At 66.3% G+C, this 19,593-nt stretch carries 16 protein-coding genes; 8 read left to right on the top strand and 8 right to left on the bottom strand.

Annotated features, from left to right (window positions below; all coding sequences use genetic code 11):
• Positions 1–12 precede the first annotated feature (12 nt).
• The 5 genes from nbtC to ACFYOW_RS38430 form a co-directional block, all read right to left on the bottom strand.
• Positions 13–3,096, bottom strand: coding sequence for a nocobactin polyketide synthase NbtC (gene nbtC / locus ACFYOW_RS38450; RefSeq protein ID WP_387295113.1), 3,084 nt, complete (start codon positions 3,094–3,096; stop codon positions 13–15).
• Positions 3,089–4,405, bottom strand: coding sequence for a polyketide synthase (locus tag ACFYOW_RS38445; protein WP_387295111.1), 1,317 nt, complete (start codon positions 4,403–4,405; stop codon positions 3,089–3,091). Before ACFYOW_RS38445 ends, nbtC begins: the two co-directional genes overlap by 8 nt.
• On the bottom strand, positions 4,402–5,193 hold the full coding sequence (locus ACFYOW_RS38440; RefSeq protein WP_387295109.1) for a thioesterase II family protein: 792 nt from the start codon (positions 5,191–5,193) through the stop codon (positions 4,402–4,404). The genes ACFYOW_RS38445 and ACFYOW_RS38440 overlap by 4 nt, the downstream gene beginning before the upstream one ends.
• Before the next feature lie 184 nt (positions 5,194–5,377).
• Complete coding sequence (locus tag ACFYOW_RS38435) at positions 5,378–6,313, bottom strand: methionyl-tRNA formyltransferase (protein ID WP_387295107.1); 936 nt, start codon at positions 6,311–6,313, stop codon at positions 5,378–5,380.
• A gap of 40 nt (positions 6,314–6,353) precedes the next feature.
• Entirely contained in the window at positions 6,354–7,640 is a 1,287-nt protein-coding gene (locus ACFYOW_RS38430) for a SidA/IucD/PvdA family monooxygenase (RefSeq protein WP_387295105.1), read from the bottom strand.
• A gap of 142 nt (positions 7,641–7,782) precedes the next feature.
• Between ACFYOW_RS38430 and ACFYOW_RS38425 the strand changes: the two genes are divergently transcribed.
• The 3 genes from ACFYOW_RS38425 (at position 7,783) to ACFYOW_RS38415 (ending at position 10,726) form a co-directional block, all read left to right on the top strand.
• Positions 7,783–8,274, top strand: a complete 492-nt coding sequence (locus ACFYOW_RS38425) for a hypothetical protein (RefSeq protein WP_387295103.1) — start codon at positions 7,783–7,785, stop codon at positions 8,272–8,274.
• 122 nt (positions 8,275–8,396) lie between these two features.
• Positions 8,397–9,098 carry a siderophore-interacting protein gene (locus ACFYOW_RS38420; protein ID WP_387295101.1) on the top strand — a complete coding sequence of 234 codons (702 nt, stop codon included), beginning with the start codon at positions 8,397–8,399 and terminating at the stop codon, positions 9,096–9,098.
• Between the two features lie 245 nt (positions 9,099–9,343).
• Complete coding sequence (locus tag ACFYOW_RS38415) at positions 9,344–10,726, top strand: alpha/beta hydrolase family protein (protein ID WP_387295099.1); 1,383 nt, start codon at positions 9,344–9,346, stop codon at positions 10,724–10,726.
• Here the strand turns inward: ACFYOW_RS38415 and ACFYOW_RS38410 are convergent.
• Positions 10,723–11,262, bottom strand: coding sequence for an ATP-binding cassette domain-containing protein (locus ACFYOW_RS38410; RefSeq protein WP_387295097.1), 540 nt, complete (start codon positions 11,260–11,262; stop codon positions 10,723–10,725). The genes ACFYOW_RS38415 and ACFYOW_RS38410 overlap by 4 nt on opposite strands.
• Before the next feature lie 232 nt (positions 11,263–11,494).
• Entirely contained in the window at positions 11,495–12,481 is a 987-nt protein-coding gene (locus tag ACFYOW_RS38405; protein WP_387295095.1) for a sulfotransferase domain-containing protein, read from the bottom strand.
• Between the two features lie 619 nt (positions 12,482–13,100).
• Here ACFYOW_RS38405 and ACFYOW_RS38400 point away from each other — a divergent pair.
• The 5 genes from ACFYOW_RS38400 to ACFYOW_RS38380 all read left to right on the top strand — a co-directional run bounded on the left by ACFYOW_RS38400 (position 13,101) and on the right by ACFYOW_RS38380 (position 18,669).
• Positions 13,101–13,295, top strand: a complete 195-nt coding sequence (locus tag ACFYOW_RS38400; RefSeq protein ID WP_387295093.1) for a hypothetical protein — start codon at positions 13,101–13,103, stop codon at positions 13,293–13,295.
• Between the two features lie 61 nt (positions 13,296–13,356).
• Positions 13,357–13,863 (top strand): TIGR03667 family PPOX class F420-dependent oxidoreductase, encoded by a 507-nt coding sequence (locus tag ACFYOW_RS38395; RefSeq protein ID WP_387295091.1) that lies wholly within the window; start codon positions 13,357–13,359, stop codon positions 13,861–13,863.
• A gap of 51 nt (positions 13,864–13,914) precedes the next feature.
• The gene (locus tag ACFYOW_RS38390) at positions 13,915–14,850 is read left to right on the top strand and encodes an RluA family pseudouridine synthase (protein ID WP_387295089.1); all 936 of its coding nucleotides are present in this window, start codon (positions 13,915–13,917) and stop codon (positions 14,848–14,850) included.
• A gap of 104 nt (positions 14,851–14,954) precedes the next feature.
• Entirely contained in the window at positions 14,955–15,698 is a 744-nt protein-coding gene (locus ACFYOW_RS38385; RefSeq protein WP_387295087.1) for a CPBP family intramembrane glutamic endopeptidase, read from the top strand.
• 169 nt (positions 15,699–15,867) lie between these two features.
• Positions 15,868–18,669, top strand: a complete 2,802-nt coding sequence (locus ACFYOW_RS38380; RefSeq protein ID WP_387295085.1) for a hypothetical protein — start codon at positions 15,868–15,870, stop codon at positions 18,667–18,669.
• A gap of 86 nt (positions 18,670–18,755) precedes the next feature.
• Here the strand turns inward: ACFYOW_RS38380 and ACFYOW_RS38375 are convergent, their stop codons facing one another.
• Positions 18,756–19,493 carry a hypothetical protein gene (locus ACFYOW_RS38375; protein WP_387295083.1) on the bottom strand — a complete coding sequence of 246 codons (738 nt, stop codon included), beginning with the start codon at positions 19,491–19,493 and terminating at the stop codon, positions 18,756–18,758.
• Positions 19,494–19,593: the final 100 nt, after the last annotated feature.

The raw sequence follows: 19,593 nt of genomic DNA, 5'->3' as shown, positions 1-19,593 counted from the left end.
TCAATCCCTCGCCTAGACGTTGCTGTCGGCCATCAGGCGCACGACGTCGTCCAACGACGCGCCGCCCAGAATGGCCGCCACCGGAAGATCGCGGTTCAGTTCCGCCTGCACCCGCTTGCGGAAGTCCAACGCCTGCAGCGAATCCAGTCCGAGGGCCACCAGCGGCACCGAGCTGTCGATGGCGTCGAGCCCGTCGGCGCCCATCACCTTGCCCAGTTCGATGCGGACCTGGTCGGACAGTGAACCGGCGGACGGCACGACCGCCTCCGGTACGATCACGACGGCGGCGGGCTCGGCCTGCGGCGGGGCCGGTTCCACTCGAGTGAGCACATCTGCGAGCAGCGGACCCCAGCCGACCGCCGAGATGATGTCGTTCAACTGCGACCAATCGGCCGCCATCACAATGCGATTGCCGGGCCGTCCGATTTCGGCGTGCTCGGTGAAACCGACGGCGAGAGCGTCGCGCGGGTCCATGGACTGGCCGCCGGCAGCGGCGATCCGGTCCACGCCGACCGCATGCAGCGGCCCTTCGAGATCCCAGATACCCCATTGCATCGCAACGGCATTCGTCCCCGCTGCCCGCAAGCGCGTGGCCAGCACATCGAGCATGCGGTTGACGGTGGCGTAGAGAATCTGCCCGCGACCACCGAAGGTGGCCGCCGCGGACGAGCAGATGACGATCCGCGCATCCGCGGCCAGCGGCAGCAGCCGCAGCAGATGGTCGGTGCCGATGATCTTCGATGCCGCCATCTCGAACAGCTTCTCGGCGGTCACATCGGCCAGTTCGGCGCGCACATAGTTCACCGCGGCGTGCACCAGCATGGTCGCCGGTGTATCGGCCAGTGTGACGGCGAGCTCACGCACACTGGCTTCGTCGCTGACATCGCAAGCGACAACCGCGACCTCGGCGGTGCCGATCTGTCGGACGACCCGCAAACGGCCTGCGACGGAATCGGTTTCGCCGGACCGGCTGAGCAGCGTGATCCGCCGCGCACCACGACCGGCGAAGTACTCGGCGAACTTCAGTCCGAGCGTGCCGGTCCCGCCGACGATAACGACGTGCTCGAGCTCCGCATCATCCGGAGCTCCGGCCGACGGTTCGATTTCCACCTCGAGCCGCTTGGCATAGAGCCCGCTCGCGCGCAGCGCCAGCTGCGGTTCGTCCTTGGCGTGCAGTGCGCGCACGATCTTGGCCGCCTGCCCTGCGTCGGCGGCGTCGAGGTCGAGGTGCCGGAAGGCGGTGCCGATATTTTCCAGTCCGATGCAGCGGAAGCCGGCGGAGACCGCGCCGTGGAACAGATGCGGTGCCGGATCGTCGGCGACCGCTGCTTCGCCGCCGACGGTCACCAGCCAGCAGTCGGTGACCGTGGCGTCGAGCGCGGGCAGCCAGCGGGCGTCATAGAACCGTGCCAGTTCCGCGACCGCGGCGGGTCCGTCCAGATCCGGCAACCGCGGCAGCAGCACGACGATCGAGTCGTAGTCGGCAGTGTCGGCGGGCTGTTCGGGATCGTAAACGGTCGCGCCACCACCGTGGTTGTCGGCGGCGGTGCACAGCGCCGCCGCGAGTTCGGCGCACCGTCCGGTGTGGTCGACGACCAGCATTATGCGCGGCGAAACCAGCGAACGACGCTCGAGCCGTACCCAGCGCTCCGCCAGCCGGGTCGCAGTGTGCTCGGGGGCCACCGGCGCGGGCGTCTCGGCCCGGTAGGGAGCCCACAGTCGCTGTGGATTCAGCACGGTATTGGGGAAGTCTCGCAGCGGCAAACGCGCTGTGTCCGAATCGGATTCGACACGCAGTGCGTCCCACCGGTAATTCAGGTCGTGCACCGCAACCGTCGCCAGATTGCGGGTGAACTCGCCGAGGCCCGCCGCAGTGCGCAGCGAGGTGCCGATCACCCGGAATTCCGGTAGCGGCCGGGCGGGGTCCGGACGCACAGTGCTCAGGTTCTCCTGAATGGCCAACTGCAGCATCGGATGTTCCGACATCTCTACGAAGGTGTCGACGTCGGCGGTGGCCGCCGTGATCGCCCGATCGAACCGCACCCGGTTGCGCAGATTCCAATACCAGTACTGGTCGTGTCGCAGGTCGGGCGTGATAGGGGTGCCGAGTGTCGCACCGTAGCAAGGGATTTCGGTCGCGATGAAGTTCGGCCCGCTCATTTCCTCGCCGAGCGCCGCTTCCAGTCCCTCCCGGTACTCGCTGACCACCGAAGTGTGCGCCGGATACGCGACGCGGATCTCCCTGGCGAACTGACCGCGCGCGGTCGCGGTCGCCACCATATCGACGATGGTCTCGCGGTCACCCGAAATGGCCAGGATATGTGCCGAATTGACCACCGAGAGCTCGGCCCAGCCGGAGTGCCTTGCCAGCAGCGCCTCACACTGGTCGCGGTCCATGCCCAGCACCGCCATCGAATAGCCGCGCGGTGAAAGCTGATCGACGGCCAGGGCCCGATGCGTCACCGCGAGCACCGAATCCCGCAGCGTCATGACGCCGGAGACCGCACCGGCGGCCAGCTCGCCCTGACTGTGTCCGATGGTCGCGGCGGGCTCGACACCTGCCGCGCGCCACATGGCGGCGAAGGCGTACATCTGGAACATCAACGCAGGCTGGAGTACCCGCACGTGATCCTCGAACTGTCCCTCGTTGCCGAGCAGATAGTGCAGCGGCTCGCGGTGCCCGAAGCGCACCTCGAAGATCTCGGTGCAATCATCGACCGCGCGACGGAACGTCGGGGAGATCTCGTAGAAGAGTTTGCCCATGCCCGGCCGCTGACTGCCTTGTCCGGGGAAAACGAATCCGATGCCGCGCGCGGTGGCGACGCCATCGGTCACCACGACCGCGGGATGCTCGGCGCCCGCGACGATCGCGCGTAAGGCATCGAGCAGTCCGTCGCGGTTGTCGACCATCGCGAGCGCCCGACGGCGGCGCGCGAGCCGGGTGCGAAACAGCATGTCCGCCACGCGATCCGGGGTCACACCGGGATGCCGCTCCAAATATCCCAGGATGGCGGCCGCCTCGCCGCGCAGTCCGTCGGCCGTATCGGAGGAAAGCAGTACGGGGACGGTGCCGTCCGGTAGTCGGTAATCAGGCATCGATATCCTCCAGCACGGGCATGGCCACGATCGCGTGCGCATTGGTGCCGGCGACGCCGAACGAGGAGACGGCGCCGCAGCGGACGCCGTCGATCGGGTCCCAGGGTTCGAGTTTCGTGGCCAGCCGCAGGCTGGTGGCGTCCCAATCCACCTCGGTGGTCGGGTTGTCCGCGTAGAGGCTCGGCGCGATCTGACCGTTCGCGCCGCTCAGCAGCACCTTGATCAGGCCGAGCACCCCCGAGGCGGCCTGCGCGTGACCCATATTCGACTTCACCGAGCCCAGTCGCGGACCGTCGGTGCCGCGGTCGACGCCACCGTAGGACTGCGCGAGGGCGGTGAGTTCGAGCGGGTCGCCGACCGGCGTTCCAGTGCCGTGCCCCTCGATCAGGCCGATATCGTCCGGTCGGATTTCGGCCGCCGCCAAGGTCTTCTCGATCAGTCGCTGCTGTGCCGTCGCGCTGGGCACCGCGAGCGGTGCGCCCTTGCCGTTGTGATTGACCCGGGTGGCGAGCACGCGGCCATAGATCCGATGGCCGAGTTCGCGTGCGCGCGACTCGCGTTCCACGACGACCACACCGGCGCCCTCACCCCACAGCGTGCCGGTCGCGTCGGCGGCATAGGAGCGACAGTGGCCGTCGACGGCGAGTGCGTTGTTCTTGGAGAACTCGAAAAACGCCGCGGGCGAGCCCATGACACAAACGCCACCGGCCAGCGCCCAGTCACATTCACCGGCACGCACGGCATTGGCAGCCAGGTGCAATGCGGTCAGCGCCGATGCGCACGCGGTGTCAGTGGTCAGCGACGGCCCGATCAGTCCGAGACTGTGCGAAATCCGACCCGCCACCGCGCCGAGAGCGGTCCCGGTGGCCCGGTATCCGGAGTACTCGGTGACAGCACCGGACTGCGGCCCGTATTCATTGATGGACGCACCCATGAAACAACCGACGTCAGCGCCGTCCAGCGCGCCCGGATTGATGCCCGCATTCTCCAGCGCCCGCCAGGCCACCCGCAGCGCGACCCGCTGCTGCGGATCCATCGAAATGGCTTCGCGCGGGGTGATGCCGAAGAACATTGGATCGAATTCGGTTGCCTCCGACAGGAACCCACCGGCATCGGCGACCCGGCTCCAGCCTTCGGCGCGGTGCAGCGCGAGCAACTCCTCGATCGGCCATTCCCGATTGCGCGGGAACGGTCCGATGAGTTCGCGCCCTTCAGCCAGCGCCGACCAGAAGTCGGGCAGCGTCTCGATGCCGCCCGGCGCTTCGACGGCCATACCGGAGATGACGATCGGATCCATTTCGGTGCTCATCCGACGCGATCCAGTTCCGGTGCGAGCAGTTCCGCGATACCGGCGGCATTGTCGTTCAGGTAGAAATGCCCGCCGTCGAAGATGGTGACGTCGATTTCCTGTGCGCTGTGATTGGACCAGCCGTACAGCTCACGCGGCGTGATGAAGGTGTCCTCGGCACCGCCGAGCACGTGAATCTTGGCCTGCACCTGGACATCCACCCGGCAGGTATAGGAATCGAAAGCACGGTAGTCGGCCTTCACCACCGGCAGCGCCATCCGCATGAGCTCGCGGCTGCCGAGCACATCGGCGCCGGTGCCCTCCAGCGCGCCGAGGTGGTCGAGGATCTGCTCGTCCTCGGTCGGATGCGGCGGCAAGTCGGCGGCCCGGCCCGGCGAAACCGCGGCGGACGGGGCGAGCAGACGCACCTCGAGTCCGGCCGCCTCGGCAATGCGCACCAGTTCGAAGGCCACCATCGCGCCCATGCTGTGGCCGAAGACCGTCAGCGGCAGGCCGCGATTGTGTTCGGAGGTCCGGAATTCCGCGAACGCACCGGCGGCCAGTTCGGGCAGCGTGGCGAGCGCCGCCTCGCGGGCCCGGTCCTGACGGCCCGGGTACTGGAAGATCAGCACATCGAAGTGTTCGCTGAGCACCTTCGAGAACGCGCGATAGGTCGACGCGCCGCTACCCGCGTGCGGGCAGATCAACAATGGCGGGCGTGCTGTGCCGTTTCGAGCGACCTGCGAGCAGTCGCTGGCGGTGGAGCGGGGCTGGTGGAATTGCCGGATCCATCCGAGATTTGCTGGCATTTCTTGACTCCTGCGCTTCCGCCGGACCTCCCGGCGCAATAGTCGCGCCAGGCAGCGTCATTCGATCGGCGGCGTACAACACCCCCGGCACGCTGCACTGTCTGGTTACTTCTGAACGGTCGTCCGATATTAGCGTAGCCTACCCTAACAAGTCTACTGGCGGGCCCGCTCCCCTGGTGCCGCCTCACTGGTCGGTGAGATAACCACCGCGCGTGAAGAATTCCGCGGCCGAATGTTCGCTACCGTCCGTGGTGCGAATCCGGGTGAGCACCAAGCCGCGATTGCGCCCGCGATGCGCCTCCGCACCACACACCACCGCGCCTCCGCCCTCCTGCACGATCACCCGACCGGGCGTGCCGCCGTAGCGCGCCTCGGAGACGACCGCCTCGAGCACCTCGATCCGCTCACCGCGGTAGTAGGTGAACGCGCGCGGATACGGCTCGGACAGCGCGCGCACGAAACGCTCCAGATCGACGGCGGACCAGGTCCAGTCGATGCGGCTGTCCCGCTCGGAACGCTTATGAAAGTAGGTCCGCTCGGATTTGCGCTGCGGCTTCCATTGCGCGGTACCGGATTCCAGGGCGTGCAGCGCTTCCTGCAACGCGCCGGGGATGAGTTCCATACCGCGCAACACCAATTCGGTGCCGGTATCAGTGGGTCCGATGGGCAATGAGCGTTGAACCAGGATGTCGCCGGTGTCCAGCCCCTTGTCCATCCGATGCACGGTCAGGCCCGTCTCGGACTCACCGCTGATCAGCGCCCACAGCACCGGGGAGAAGCCGGTGAACTTGGGCAGCAGCGAATCGTGCAGATTCAGGGTGCCGTGCGGGGGCAGATTGTAGAGCTCGGCGGGCATCCAGGTATACCAACTGTTCACCACGATGACGTCCGGTTCGGCCCGCTTCACCAGGTCGATGGTTTCGGCATCGGCCCGTTCGGTCAGATGCACCGGGATGGCGTGCTCGCGGGCGAGGTCCTCGACCGAATCCGACCAGATCCCCTTGTAGGAATCCGCACTGGCCGGATGGGTGACCGCGAGCACGACGTCGTGCTCCGAATCGATCAGTGCCTGCAGGGTTTTCCGGCCCCAGGTCTGGAACCCGAACGAGACGATGCGCATGAAAACCTCACGTAGATGTATTGGGGATATCCGGACCGAATCAGCCCAGCCGGGCGGCCGCACCCCGCCGCGCACCGACGACCTGACGCGTCGGGGCGGTACGCAGGACCCGATCCGAAAGTTCGCCGAGGCAGCTGAGATTCGGGAACCCGGGCCCCTGTGCGATGGCGGCCATATTCGGCAGATAGAGCTTCGCGTCCAGTCCGGAGACCGCCAGGTCGTAGCCGATCGAGGCCTCCAGCCTGGGCTGGGTCAGCGGGCCGCCGACGGCGAGTTCCAGCAGGTCGGCGGCATCGGAATCGAAGAGCTCCAGGAACCACAGCGGCTGCCCGCCGGTCGCGTCGACCACCAAGTCGAAGTTCTGCACCAGATCCGGGCGACGGTCGTTGCGCAGCGTCACCGCCACGCCGTCACCCTGTTCGGCGACCCGCACGACCCGACCCTGCAGGTGATGCACGCGGTTGTCGCCGATGACGCTCTCCTGCACGCGAACCGAGAACACACCGCGGTCGGTGCGCCGGATGACATCGCGGCGCTCGTCCATGCTCAGCGCGTTCCACTTGGTCGGATCGCTGAAAAGCGCGTTCTCGAAATAGCTTTCGCCGCGGGTGTAGATGGTGGCCTTGGGTGTGATCACCGAGATGGTCAGCATGTCGTGGCGAACCAGCTCGTCCAGCGCCGAACCCGCTGTTTCGCCGCCGCCGATCACCGCGACGCGCGAGGAGACCGGCAACGCGCGTTTGCCCGCCAGATCCCAGAATTCGGAAATGCTGAGCACCCTGGGGTGTTCGGCCAAGGCCCGACCGCTGTGGCCAGGACCGGTGATCATCAGTGCGTCCGTGTCGATCTGGGTGCTCACACCGTCGGCGTCGGTCACCGAAACCAGCCAGCCGTCGGCCGCCGCCGCGACCGAATCCACTGTCCCCAGGACCAATTCGAGATCTATCGCGCGGGCCACCCACTGCAGATATTTAGCCCAGACGTGATGGTGCGGGCTCGGCCGGCCGCGGTCGATCCATTCGGCGTAGGTGCCGTGCTCGACCAGGAAGGAGGTCCAACTGTAGGCCATCATCGCCTCGTCGATGGCCCGGTTGTGCCCGCGCGCCCAAGTCGAGTGGTACGGGAATCCGATGTCCTTTTCCGGACTGGTACCGAGCCGGTGCTGTCCGTCGGTCCAACCGCCGCTCGGCAGCCAATTACCGCCGACGGCGTGCGCCTCGACGACGATCACGCGCGGGGCCGCGAGCCCCAATTTCCGCAGGACGTGCGCTTTTGCCGCCACCGCAAGGGCTTTCGGCCCGGCGCCGACCACCAATAGTGTGTCCACGGTTCTCCTGCGTTCGATCTGGTGCGGTAGCCAGGGTCACCTAACTTCCAGCTTTTAGCTTTGCATAGGCTTACCTTATATTGCACTGTAGTGCCAGTCCTCGGACCGACACCTCCCGGCAAACGAACGATTGGATGATCCGATGCTCAGCACCAGAAATAGGCCGGTGGCGCGCCTTGTCACCGCGGCGTTCTCGCTCACCGCAGCCGCCGTTATCGGCGCATTCGGCACCGTCGCCACCGTGGCCCCGGCCACCGCCGCACCCATCGGCGCGCCGATGCGGACCGCCGCCCCCGGCCTCGGCGAGCTGAAGGCAAAGCTGCAACTAGTGCTGAACACCGGCGCTTCGCGCTCCGCCCGCGCGGCCGAACTCGAGGCGGGCGAGGCCGGTCTCAGCCTGGTCGACCAGGTCGGCAGCGTCATGGCCTCGGCCCCGCCGAGCTTCCGCTGGGACGTCCTCGGCCCGGTCAATGTCTCCGGCGATCTGCTCACCGCCCAGCTGACCACCGCCATCGACGGCTGGGATCCCTGGTACTTCGACCTGTCCTGGAAGCAGATCGACGGCACCTGGAAGCTGACCCGCGAGGCCGAATGCACCATCGCGAGCGTCGCGATGCTGCCCTGCAACCTGTAATCGCCTGCGACACAAGCAAGCTGGCTCCGAGGCAGACCACCGCCTCGGGGCCACACCGCCATTCGGAGTAGTTTCACCGGACACCCACGACATCAAAGTGTGTTTAGGCTAACCTTAGCTACATGGGTAGAGGTTTCGAAGGGTTGATGCTGAAGGCGTGGCGCGCCGAGGATTACCGGCTCACGGTGACCTCGAGCGAGTACGTCAGCGACAAGTACATGCGGCTCGGATTCGACGCGGGTGGACTGCTCGCCGATCATCCGGTGCATCCGACGCAGTGGGTGCGGCTGTGGATTCCGAACGGTGAGCGCGAGCATCAGCGGGGCTACACGCTGGTCGATCCCGATCCGGACGGGAACAAATTCTCGATCGAATTCGCCGTGCACCACGGGCCCGCCTCGATGTGGGCGCAAAAGGCGGCCGTCGGCGACCAGATCGATGTATCGGTGCTCGGCTCGGATTTCCAACTGCCCGACCCACTCCCGAGCGAGTTCGTCATCTTCGGCGATACCGCGTCGCTGCCCGCCATCAATTCCCTGCTCGACGCGATCGGCGATGTGCCCGCCCGGGTCTGGCTGGAATGGCAATACGAATCCGACACCGGCCTCCCGGTCCGGAATAAGCCGCACCACCAGGTGAAATGGGTGCAGCGGATCGACAACGGCCGACTACTGCGCGAGCAGGCCAACGAAATGCAGTGCCCGAAGGACGCTTTCGCCTGGGTCGCGTGCGACGGCCACACCACACGCTCGATCGTCAAGGCGCTCAAGACCACCCACGAGCTGCCGAAAACCGCCATCAAATCCCGCGCATACTGGAAATAACCCCTCGGCCCGCACCAAGCCGTGCCGATTCGCCGAGCGTAGTCAAATGGTCGTTCCTGATCCCCGCGCCGGCCACCTTTCGACTCCCCTCGGCAGCGATAAGGTGCGCAGCATGCGGGCGGAGGGCGGGTCATACTTCGGGATGAGCTGGGTGCGACTTTGTGGCGACGTGTCGGCACCGGGCGATGCGGGATGCTGATGGTCGAATGGCTTCCGGATGTCGGTGGCACAGAAGCGAGCGGGCAATGTCGGTCATTGATGCAGTTGTATCCGCCGCCGCCATCCTTTTCGTGATGGCCGCGGCGGTATTTCCCAGGCGGGTCGCCTATGCGCTGCCAGTTGCGTTGCCGCTGTTGGTATTCGGCTGCCTGATCCAGTTCGTGCTGGAAGATTTCTACTGGCAGATGGTGCCGTGCTATCTGGCGATCGTGGCCGCGACAGTGCTCGTCGTCAGCCGATTGCGCCGGTCCGCGGTCACCGAGCAGACTCGTAAGCGTCGAGTTCTCGCCGTCCTCGCACCGGTGGCCGTCGGCCTGCTCGCCGTGCTCGCGATTCTGCCGTGGAGCATTCCGCCCGTCCCGACCCTGCCCGAGCCGACCGGCCGATACCGCATCGGCTCGGAGATCTTTCGCTGGATCGATGAGCAGCGACCGGAGACGGCCACCGATTCCACCGCCGATCGGCGCAATGTCATTGTGCAGGCGTGGTATCCGACCGACCTCGAGTCGGCGCGGCAGTGGGTCTATATCGACGGGCAGGACCGGCTGCCGAGCCGGGTGACGCAGATTCCCGGCTTCATCATGCACAACTACGGACGCATCGATACCCACGCCGACGCCGACGTGCCGATCAGCGCGGAACGCGCACGCTGGCCGGTGGTGCTGTTCTCACCGGGATACGGCGCGCCGCGCGCGTTCTATACCGGGCTCGTATCCGATCTCGCCAGCCGTGGCTTTGTCGTACTCGCCATCGACCATCCGTACGAGGTGGCGGTCACCGAACTCGCGAACGGCAGCGTCGCGACGGCGACCGATGACTTTCCCGAGAACGACGCCGACGGCGAACGGTATATGACCGAACATCTCCAAGTCCGTAGGGACGACCTGCGTTTCGTCCTCGATCAACTGGACCGGCCCGACGCCATCGGCGCACTCTCGGGTCGCCTCGATACCGATCGCATTGCGGCGATCGGACACTCGTTCGGCGGCGCGAGTGCGGTCGCCGCGGCGGCCGACGAGCCCCGGATCAAGGCGGTGGCGAATATCGACGGCACCCTGTACGGAGATCTGCCCGCCCTGAAACAGCCATTCCTGTTGCTGGAGAGCGATCACTCGGAAACCGGTCATTCCGCGCAGTACCTGGACCGCAACCGCGACCTCATCCAGCATCTCCATGCGATCGGATTCCGCTACGAAATCGCCGAGGCCAACCATTTCGCCTTCACGGACGTGCCGCTATTCCTCGCCGCGCCCGTGCGATTCGCCGTCGCCCAATTCATCGGCGGTGAGCGCGGACCGGTGGATACGCAACATGCGGCCAACGATATTTTGGTCGCATTTCTCCAGGATGGGGACATCCAGGCAGCAGCGACCGGTCACCCGAATATCCACGGCGGTCGGGTCCCTTAGACCGGTGTGGGCTCCAACCGCCATCCGGTGGTCCGCGACCGCTCGTTCCAGAAGTCGGCGTACCGGCCGTCGAGCGCCAAAAGTTCGGCGTGCGTACCACGTTCGATGATCCGGCCACCGTCGAGGAACAGGATCTGATCGGCATGCGCGATGGTGGCCAGCGGATGGGTGACGACGATTACCGTTTTATCCCTGGTGAGTTCGTGCATCCCGCGCACCACGACCGCCTCGCTGTGTGGATCCAGCGCACTGGTCGCCTCGTCGAGCAGCACGATCGGCGCATCCTCGAGCAGCGCGCGGGCAATCGAAACCCGTTGCCGCTCACCACCGGACAGTGTCGCACCGCCCTCGCCGACCGCGGTGTCGTAGCCGTCGGGCAGCCGTTCGACGATTTCGTCCACCCTGGCCGCCTCGGCCGCGCGCCGCCGGGTGATCGCCGAGCGCTGCCGCGTCAGGGCAGTGTCGAGCGCCCGATTGCCCGGTCCCACCGCACCGAAGGCGCGCAGCACCGGCTGCGCCTGTGCGAATTCGACCACCCGCGAATCGGCTTCGGCCGCCGTCTCGTGCAGCCGCGCATCGGAGCGGGTATAAGCGCGCGGTTATGGTGCCCGGCCGCAGCTCGAGGTCGATCTCGCGCAGCACTTGGTAATCCGCGCGATATCCGAAGCTCACGCCCTCGAACCGCACCACACCCGCGGCCACCGGATCGGGAGCCGATACGGAATCGGCACCCATCTTCACACAAGATCGGCCGAGAGGGTAGGTTATCTAATGGTCGTTCCAACCGAGGTCGCGCCCGATCACCTCGAACAACTTGTCGTTCCACGGGCGATAGAACTCGCGCAGCCGGGCCACCGAACCCTCGTCGGGCTCCGGGACTTCGAGCGGATTGCGGTTCAAGACGTGATGACGGACCGGCTCCACGGCGGTCAGTCCGAGGAATTCGTGGATGCCGCACACCGTCTTCGAGATATCAGCGAAGAAGTCCTCGGCGGTGACGATGTAGACGTTGTCCTTGTCGAACGCTTCGAGCCAGCGGGCCACCGCATTGACGTAGACGCCGGTGCCGAGCACCGGCATGGAGGGCAGCGTGGTCGGTGGCGGCGGCGCGGGGAACATCTCCAGCGCGTACCCGATGTAGTCGGCAAAGGTGTGGCCGTACGGCACGGCGCGCAGACCGTCCTTATTACTGAGGAACAGATCCCACTTGTAGTGCGAGTAGGCGCGATCCACCGGATCGCGCAACATCATCACGATCTTGGCGTCGGGGCGGGCCGCACTGTAGTTGTCGATCAACGGAAGATCGTGCAGCAGTGGGTCGAAATGGCCCGCGAGCGCCTGGCCGGTACATCGCATCACCTCGGCCTTCTGCCGCTCCGTCGGGAAGAACGGACCCCACATGTGCGGACAGCCGTGCCCGATCTCCTTGGTGAGCGGCGCCAGGATGCTCGGATGCTGCATGAGGTAGCTGGCCAGGTCGGTGGTACCGCACTTCAGCGCGCCGACGCACGCGAAATCCGGCAGAACGCGCGGCCCACCGAAACGCCGCAACCACAGCCGGATCGGTGGCACTCTGCCGAAATAATGCGGCAGCGTCAGATAGCGAATTCCTAGCTGCGCTGTGCGCAGCGGATGCCCGAGATAGCTCTCCCGGTTGTAGCGGTGCAGTTGCCATTCTTCGAATACCGCAAGCCCTTTCGTGTATCTATCGGAGGCAAACTCTTGTGCGCTCGACGGCGCCACCCCTGTCGGCATTGGAATATCCCCTCGCACAATGATCTTCGCCGCATCGTGCGCGGCGATCTACTTTCCGAACCAACCGCTAGGAATGGTTCGTCGGACTACTGACAAGCAATTCGAGGAAACATCCGTTGTTACCTCCTGCCATCGATCCCGCTGCCCGTCGGGAATCGATTCGCGGATCACGTTAGCGCCGAGTTCATCCCGGCGTTACCGAAATCCCGGCTGTCGATACACAAGCGACCATGCAGCCCATCTGGGCAACTTCACAAGACCCGCCGACAAGGGGATGCGCGGCCACATGCTGGCCGCCGCTGCTCACCCGGCCGAAATCCCGCACAGGGCAGGACACTTGCCCAAGAGTTCGATGTGCAACCCGCACAGTGAGATCTCTCCTCCGACAACGACTTCCACGCCGAGGCACGAGCGGTGGCGAGAGGCCACCGATCGGCTACTGCGGAAACCCGCACCTGCTCGATACCGAATGACCGGTTCTCTCATCGCACTTGGGCAACACATCTTCGACGTGCTGGGGAAGCTTGTGTGAACGGCGCACCATCCCAGCAACTTTCGTGCGCGAGCATTACTAGCTTATGCAGCTACACAGATTGCGACTGCGGTTGGAGATGTGAAAATGTTTGTCACGACAATTATTTCGAATATCGGCGATTGCCGCCGTGATCCCGGCACCTTGACCGAGCGACAGGCGCACCGAGCGATGCAGGTGCATCTGAATTGCAGTGTCGACAGCTGCAAGGTCCGCCGCCGCGCCCGACAGACACTGGTCGAGTCCCGGCGAATGGTGCTGGACGAACGCGCCGAGCCGTAATCGTCCATGGCGTAACTGCGGCGCCCGGAATCGACTACGCCGTCTGAGCGTTGGCACAATCATGAGTGCAGCATCGCGCAGTGATTCGATGAGGGGTGGCGGTCGGGCGACGGGCGGGCCCACCACCGAATCCGATCGCTCCGCCACGCCCGTCGTCGACACCGGCACCGCATTCGGTGCCAGGGTCGCCGGCCGCCTGGAACGCGAGAATGTCATCTGGCTGACCACCGTCGGCCGCAGCGGAACACCACAGCCGAATCCGGTGTGGTTTCAATGGCGCGACGGTGAATTCCTGATCTTCAGCCAGGCCGATAAGCCGAAGTTGCGAAATATCGCCCGCAATTCTCGGGTGTCGCTGCATCTCAACAGCACCGCGAGCGGTGGCGACGTGGTGATTCTCACCGGTACCGCGCGAATCGACGAAGCCGGGGCGACACCGGCGGAAGTCGCCGCGTTCACCGAGAAATACGCCGAGGGACTCGCGTCGCTGTCGATGACCGAGGAACAGTTCCACGCCGACTATTCGGTCACGGTGCGCATCACCCCGGATCGACTGCGCGGATTCTGAGCCCGACCCGGCCGTGAGCTGGGGATTCGTGGCCGACTAAGGTCGTCGGTAATGAGAAGGAGGCAGCAGCCGCCGTTGCCCAAGCGGCACGGCCTGGATCCGGCCCGGCTCCGCCTACCGGAGCAGGGCGATTGGGCGACCATTCGCGACCATCTGGTGGATCGGCTGCCTCGTGTTCCCGCCGCGCGCATCGATGAGTTGCTGGATGCGGGCGGGATCGTCGATCTATCCGGTCCGATCGCACCGGACGCGCCGTATGTGCCCGGGAGCGCGGTCTGGTTCCATCGCGACCTACCCGATGAGGCCGAAGTTCCATTCGAAATCCCGATCGTCTACCGCGACGACGATCTGCTCGTGGTGGACAAGCCGCACTTCCTGGCGACGATTCCGCGCGGCCAGCACATCCTGCAGACGGCGTTGGTCCGGCTACGTCGCGAACTCGACCTACCCGATCTCATTCCGGCGCACCGGCTCGATCGCGTCACGGCGGGGCTGGTGCTCTTCGTGATCAATCCGGCCCGACGCGGGGCCTATCAGACGATGTTCCACAAGCGCACGGTGCGCAAGGAGTACGAGGCCATCGCCCCCTTCGATCCGGAGCTGACGCTGCCGCGCACGGTGCGCAGCCGGATCATCAAGGAGAAGCAGGTGCTCGCCGCGCAGGAGGTGGCGGGGGAGCCCAATGCGGAGACCTGGATCGAATTGCTCGAGCAGCGCGACGGCCTCGGCCGCTACCGACTGCGGCCGCTGACCGGGCGCACCCATCAACTGCGGTTACATATGAACGGACTCGGCATTCCGATCCTCGGCGACGACTTCTATCCGGTCCTCACCGACAAATCTGTGCACGACTTCACTCGGCCCCTGCAATTGCTGGCCACATCACTCGAATTCATCGACCCGGTCAGCGGCGCACCGCGCCGGTTCGACAGTGCTCGGACGCTGCAGGCATGGGCGGATCCGCAGGGTTGGCGGGGTCGGCATTAACGCCGACAGAGCGTAGCGCGAAACAAGGTAGGACCATGTTGATGACACAACCCCCCGAAGCCGAACCCGTCGCGCCAGTTGCGGGCATCCGTAGACTGGGCCCGATGCTTCAACAGGACCTCGACGATGCGGCACCGCCCCTCCACAAACTGCACGCCTATCTCGACGTGGCCGTTGTGGTGATCGTCCTGGCCTGCACGAATCTGATCGCCCACTTCACCACCGCGTGGGCGAGCATCCTCACCGTTCCGATCGCCGCCGTGGTGCTGCTCGGCCTCATGCGGCGACGCGGGCTCGGCTGGTCCGAACTCGGACTCGCACCGCGGCACTGGCGACGCAGCACGCTCTGGGCGCTCGGTGCGGTCGGCTTAGTGCTCGCCGTGGTCGCGATCGGGGCGCTGCTGCCGATCACCCGGCCGTTCTTCCTCGCCGACCGCTACGCCACCATTTCCGGCGCGCTCATCGCATCGATGATCGTCATCCCGCTGCAGACCGCGATTCCGGAAGAGCTGGCCTTCCGCGGTGTTTTGCACGGCACGCTCGACCGCGTCTACGGCGTCCGCGGTGTCTTCGCGGCGGGCTCGCTGCTGTTCGGCCTCTGGCATATCGCCTCCTCCATCGGCCTGACCACCAGCAACCGCGGCCTGACCGGCGTCATCGGCGGCGGCCCGGCCGGTCAGATCATCGGCATCCTGCTCGCCGTCCTCGCCACCGCCGCCGCGGGCGTCGTCTTCACCTGGCTGCGCCGCCGCAGCGGCAGCCTCCTGGCGCCCATCGCCCTGCACTGGTCGATAAACGGCGCAGGCGCATTGGCCGCCGCCATCGTCTGGCACACCACCCTCACCTGACCCGAATTCCGCGCAAGCCGAGGAGCTTGCGATTCGCGCATTTGTTCGAGTTTTCGGGGTGCGCAGCATTGACCTCGGGCGGGTAGCGGTTTAATCTCGGTGCGATCACACATATGTTCGAGCATGTAGGTCTGCGTCGGTATGACACCTGCTCCTGGGAAGGCTCGCGATGCGCGACAAACAGTCGACCGGTAGGTCCGAGATCGCCGCATTGGCCGAGCGGGTCGCGAACGCGCGGGGGCGGCTGCCGCTGCAGGATGACGCGGCGCTGGTACAGGCATTATCGGATGACGAGATCGATGCGGAACGCGAACTCGCGCAATGGGTTCGGGCGCAGCGGCGGGGCCAGCGGAAACGGGCTGTCCAGGATGAACTCACGGCGGAGAAGCGCAACCGGCGAACCATGTCCGCCATCCAGCGCGCCGATGACGCGGACGCCCGCTGGCATCGGCGCGCACTGGCGGCGCGGCGGCGGGTCTCGAATCAGGATGCGCGCCTAGCCCAGTTGTACCGGCGGGCCGAATGGTCCTCGCGTGCATTGATCGCCGTCGTGGTGCTCGGCATGGTGTGGGCCGGGGTGAATGTGCAGCACAACCTGGTGCCCAGCGGGAATATGGCAGATCCCCTGTACTGGTTGAGCTATGGGATCGAGGCGATGATCTCGATCCCGATCATCACCATCATGGTGGCCGCGACGACTGCCGCCCGCTGGGGCCGCGAACTCGACCGCGGCAAGGTCGTCTTCTTCGAAACCGCCTTGCTCGGAACGACCATCGCGCTCAACGCGGGCCCGCACCTGGCCGCCGGATCCTTCGGTCAGGCCGCCGAATACGCGATCGCACCGGTCATGGTCGGTGTCGTGATCTGGTTGCACGCCTGGGTTTCCGCGCGATACGCCCTGCTCATCGACGGTGTCCCGATGGTCGAGGACGAACCCGACCTGCCGCCCCGGCATCGAGTCACCACCGAACGTGGCGCACCCATCGATACGTTCCGTGCCGATGAACCCACCGACCGTCGAGAACTGCTCGCCGCCAGGGGTTTCGATCCCCTGCTCGACCAAACCGGTGTCCGCTTCCCGGTCGATATGGATCCCCATGTCGCCGATGCAGCGATGCGTGCCGCCCAACCCGACGCGGTTCCCGTCTCGCGCCTCGATTGCACGGAAACGCTCGTCTATCACGCGCAGAGCACCCGCTCGACGAACGGCCGTCTCACCCAACAGCTCCCGAGCGACGACTACCGCGCTGGTCACGCGGTGCGTGCGACGGATCCGATCCATGACACCGCGCGGCCCTACACCGACGCCAACGGAACATTGCCGGCCCATACGTCGGCGGGCGCCGCGAACAGCCTCGGCGAGAACACATTTCACGCTTCGGACGTCGATCAGCGCACTACACCAGATACCGCTGCGAACGCCGAGCGCGCAGCTCACGCCACTGCGCGCGGCAAGTCCGCGACGGCACCGATGAATGTTCGGGACACGACTATTGCCGGGTTCGAGCCTCGGGACGCGCCAAGGACGGGTGCCGATCAGCGCGCGACCTTCGCCGACACAGACTTCGCGCCACAAGCGGCAGCGCCGAGCGCCGCCGGCACCCGCGACGAGCACACGGCCGTTGCCGCGAACGGATTCGCCCCACAGACCGCCGATGAGCGCGCGACTTTCGCCGCCGCAGGTTTCGAGCCCCGGACAGCTGGAGCGAATGCGGCAGGCACCCGCGACGCGCACACGACTGCTGCCGCAACCGGTCTCGATCCGCAGACCGCGCTGGCGCCGACTGCCGACGAGCGCACAACTTTCGCCGGCATAGGCTCAGCTCCCCGGACGGCTACACCGAGTGCCGGCACCCGCGACGAGCACACGTCTATTGCCGCAGCAGGACTCGATCCCCGGACCGCGGCGACTGCTACCGATGAGCACACGACTGTTGCCGCCAACGTCCGTACCGCGTCCGCGACTCCCTACGAGCACACAGCTTCCAATACCAGCGGCCTCGAGCCCCATACAGCACCTGCGGCCGCCGATCGTGGGGCTTTGCCTGCCACAGGCGACGCAGCTGTTCCTGCTACCGATATCGACCTCCGGACTGCAACGGCGGCCGACGCCGGCACTCCGGACGAGCGCACGGCCTCCGCAACTGCAGGCCTCGAGCCCGATGCCACGACCAGGGCGTCCGGTCGCGACGAACGTTCCGATCGCAATGCGAGCGCGACTTCTGTTGTCGGAGAAGCGGAACCGCAGCGGGCTGCAGCACACCCCGCAGCACAGTCGCAGCTGAGCATCTTCGATACGGCGAATGTCGAATCCGTCGCGCAGACCAGTGCGGACACCGGGGACCGTGCACAGGCCGACACCGATCGCGCCACGGTGTCCCGCACCGCAACCGCTGCGGGCACGGGCACGGGCACGGGCACGGGCACACCAGGTGACGCTCCCCGCCCTGCGAAGTCCAGCACTCGCACCGAAACCCCCACACGCACAAGCACACCCACCGAACCTCAGCGTGCTGCCCGAGGTTCCGCCACACCGACCCCGGCCGAACGAATCACACGAGCAGTGGAGGATCACCGCACTTCGAGCGCCGACAAGTCTGCAACCGATCACGAGGATCAGACCGCAGCATCCGAGGCCGAGGTCAAGCAACTCGTTTCGGATGAGGCACCTCGCCGCACCACCAGCGAGGTGATCAGCGAAGTCGTGCAATCACTTTCGGCCGAGGACCTGCTGACCGAGAACCTCGGCTCCGAGAGCGACGATATCGAGGTGTGGTCGGTCGCCCGCGCAATCGCGGGCCGCGGCCTCTCGGTCATCCCCGTAGAACAACTCGCCGAAATCCTCATGCTCGCCGACCAATCCTGGACCCCAACCAGCATCGGCGCCGAAGTCGGCCTCTCCCGCACCGCCATCGCCCAGGTCCTGGAATTCGCCCGCCGGGTCCGCCGCCCCTACGCAATCAGCAGCTAACCAGACCTCGCCGCAGCAACCGACAGCAGCACCGACAGGGAGACATTCGGTGCTCCCCACACACGAATACCGCACCGCTACGACCGTCAGCAACGCAGCGGGAGCAGCAGCGAAGGGGAGGCAGCAGCGCGGCGGCAGCAGTAGCAGTGACAACAACAGCCCGAAAGCGACAGCGGCAGTAACGACAGCAGCGGCAGCGGCAACGCTGACAGCGGCGGCGGCATCAGCGACAGCCCGAAAGCGGCGACAGCCCGAAAGGCGGCGATAACGGCAGCAGCGGCAGTGACAGCCTGAAAGCGGCAGCGACAGGGCGGCATTCGGTGCTCCCCACACGAATACCGCGCCGACGCGACCGTCAGCAACGCGTGGCAGCAGCAGCGCGGCGGCCAGCAGCGACAGCCCGCAGCGGCGGCAGCCCGAAAGCGACAGCGGCAGCAGCAACGCTGCACCAGCAGCGGCGGCAGCGCGGCGGCCAACAGCAGCGACAGCGGCAACGGCAGCAGCAGCAACGAGGGCGGCGAGCAGCAGCGCTGTGTCAGCAACAGCGCAGCGGCGACAGCAACGCGGCAACGGCAGCGCAGCAGTAAGCTGACCGGCAGCCGCGGCAGCCCGACAGCTGCGACGGCAGCGGCAGCAACGGCCCGACGGCGGCAACGCAGCGGCAGCAGCAGCGAACGGGTGGCAGCAGCGCGGCGGCCAGCAGCAGCGACAGCGGCAACGGCAACAACGCTGACCGGCAGCGGCAGCGGCGGCAGCAGCGGCAGCCCGACGGGCGTAGCAGCAACGCAGCCGCTGTGCAACCAGCGGCAGCAGCAACGCTGCACCAGCGGCGGCGTCAGCAGCGACAGCGCGGCGACCAGCAGCGGCGCATCAGCACCGTCAGCACGGCGTTCGGTGATCCCTGCTCACGCATACTTACTGAAT

Source organism: Nocardia sp. NPDC006982, assembly GCF_042869435.1.
Lineage (GTDB): Bacteria > Actinomycetota > Actinomycetes > Mycobacteriales > Mycobacteriaceae > Nocardia.
The sequence above is the reverse complement of the archived record's forward strand: the minus strand, read 5'-3'. Positions and strand labels throughout refer to the sequence as shown.

Excerpts from the sequence above, each read along its gene's own strand:
- ACFYOW_RS38400 (WP_387295093.1), top strand. The coding sequence starts at position 13,101 with ATGTTTGTCACGACAATTATTTCGAATATCGGCGATTGCCGCCGTGAT.
- ACFYOW_RS38445 (WP_387295111.1), bottom strand. The coding sequence starts at position 4,405 with ATGAGCACCGAAATGGATCCGATCGTCATCTCCGGTATGGCCGTCGAA.
- ACFYOW_RS38395 (WP_387295091.1), top strand. The coding sequence starts at position 13,357 with ATGAGTGCAGCATCGCGCAGTGATTCGATGAGGGGTGGCGGTCGGGCG.
- ACFYOW_RS38390 (WP_387295089.1), top strand. The coding sequence starts at position 13,915 with ATGAGAAGGAGGCAGCAGCCGCCGTTGCCCAAGCGGCACGGCCTGGAT.
- ACFYOW_RS38415 (WP_387295099.1), top strand. The coding sequence starts at position 9,344 with ATGTCGGTCATTGATGCAGTTGTATCCGCCGCCGCCATCCTTTTCGTG.
- ACFYOW_RS38385 (WP_387295087.1), top strand. The coding sequence starts at position 14,955 with ATGCTTCAACAGGACCTCGACGATGCGGCACCGCCCCTCCACAAACTG.
- nbtC (WP_387295113.1), bottom strand. The coding sequence starts at position 3,096 with ATGCCTGATTACCGACTACCGGACGGCACCGTCCCCGTACTGCTTTCC.
- ACFYOW_RS38435 (WP_387295107.1), bottom strand. The coding sequence starts at position 6,313 with ATGCGCATCGTCTCGTTCGGGTTCCAGACCTGGGGCCGGAAAACCCTG.
- ACFYOW_RS38440 (WP_387295109.1), bottom strand. The coding sequence starts at position 5,193 with ATGCCAGCAAATCTCGGATGGATCCGGCAATTCCACCAGCCCCGCTCC.
- ACFYOW_RS38380 (WP_387295085.1), top strand. The coding sequence starts at position 15,868 with ATGCGCGACAAACAGTCGACCGGTAGGTCCGAGATCGCCGCATTGGCC.
- ACFYOW_RS38405 (WP_387295095.1), bottom strand. The coding sequence starts at position 12,481 with ATGCCGACAGGGGTGGCGCCGTCGAGCGCACAAGAGTTTGCCTCCGAT.
- ACFYOW_RS38420 (WP_387295101.1), top strand. The coding sequence starts at position 8,397 with ATGGGTAGAGGTTTCGAAGGGTTGATGCTGAAGGCGTGGCGCGCCGAG.
- ACFYOW_RS38425 (WP_387295103.1), top strand. The coding sequence starts at position 7,783 with ATGCTCAGCACCAGAAATAGGCCGGTGGCGCGCCTTGTCACCGCGGCG.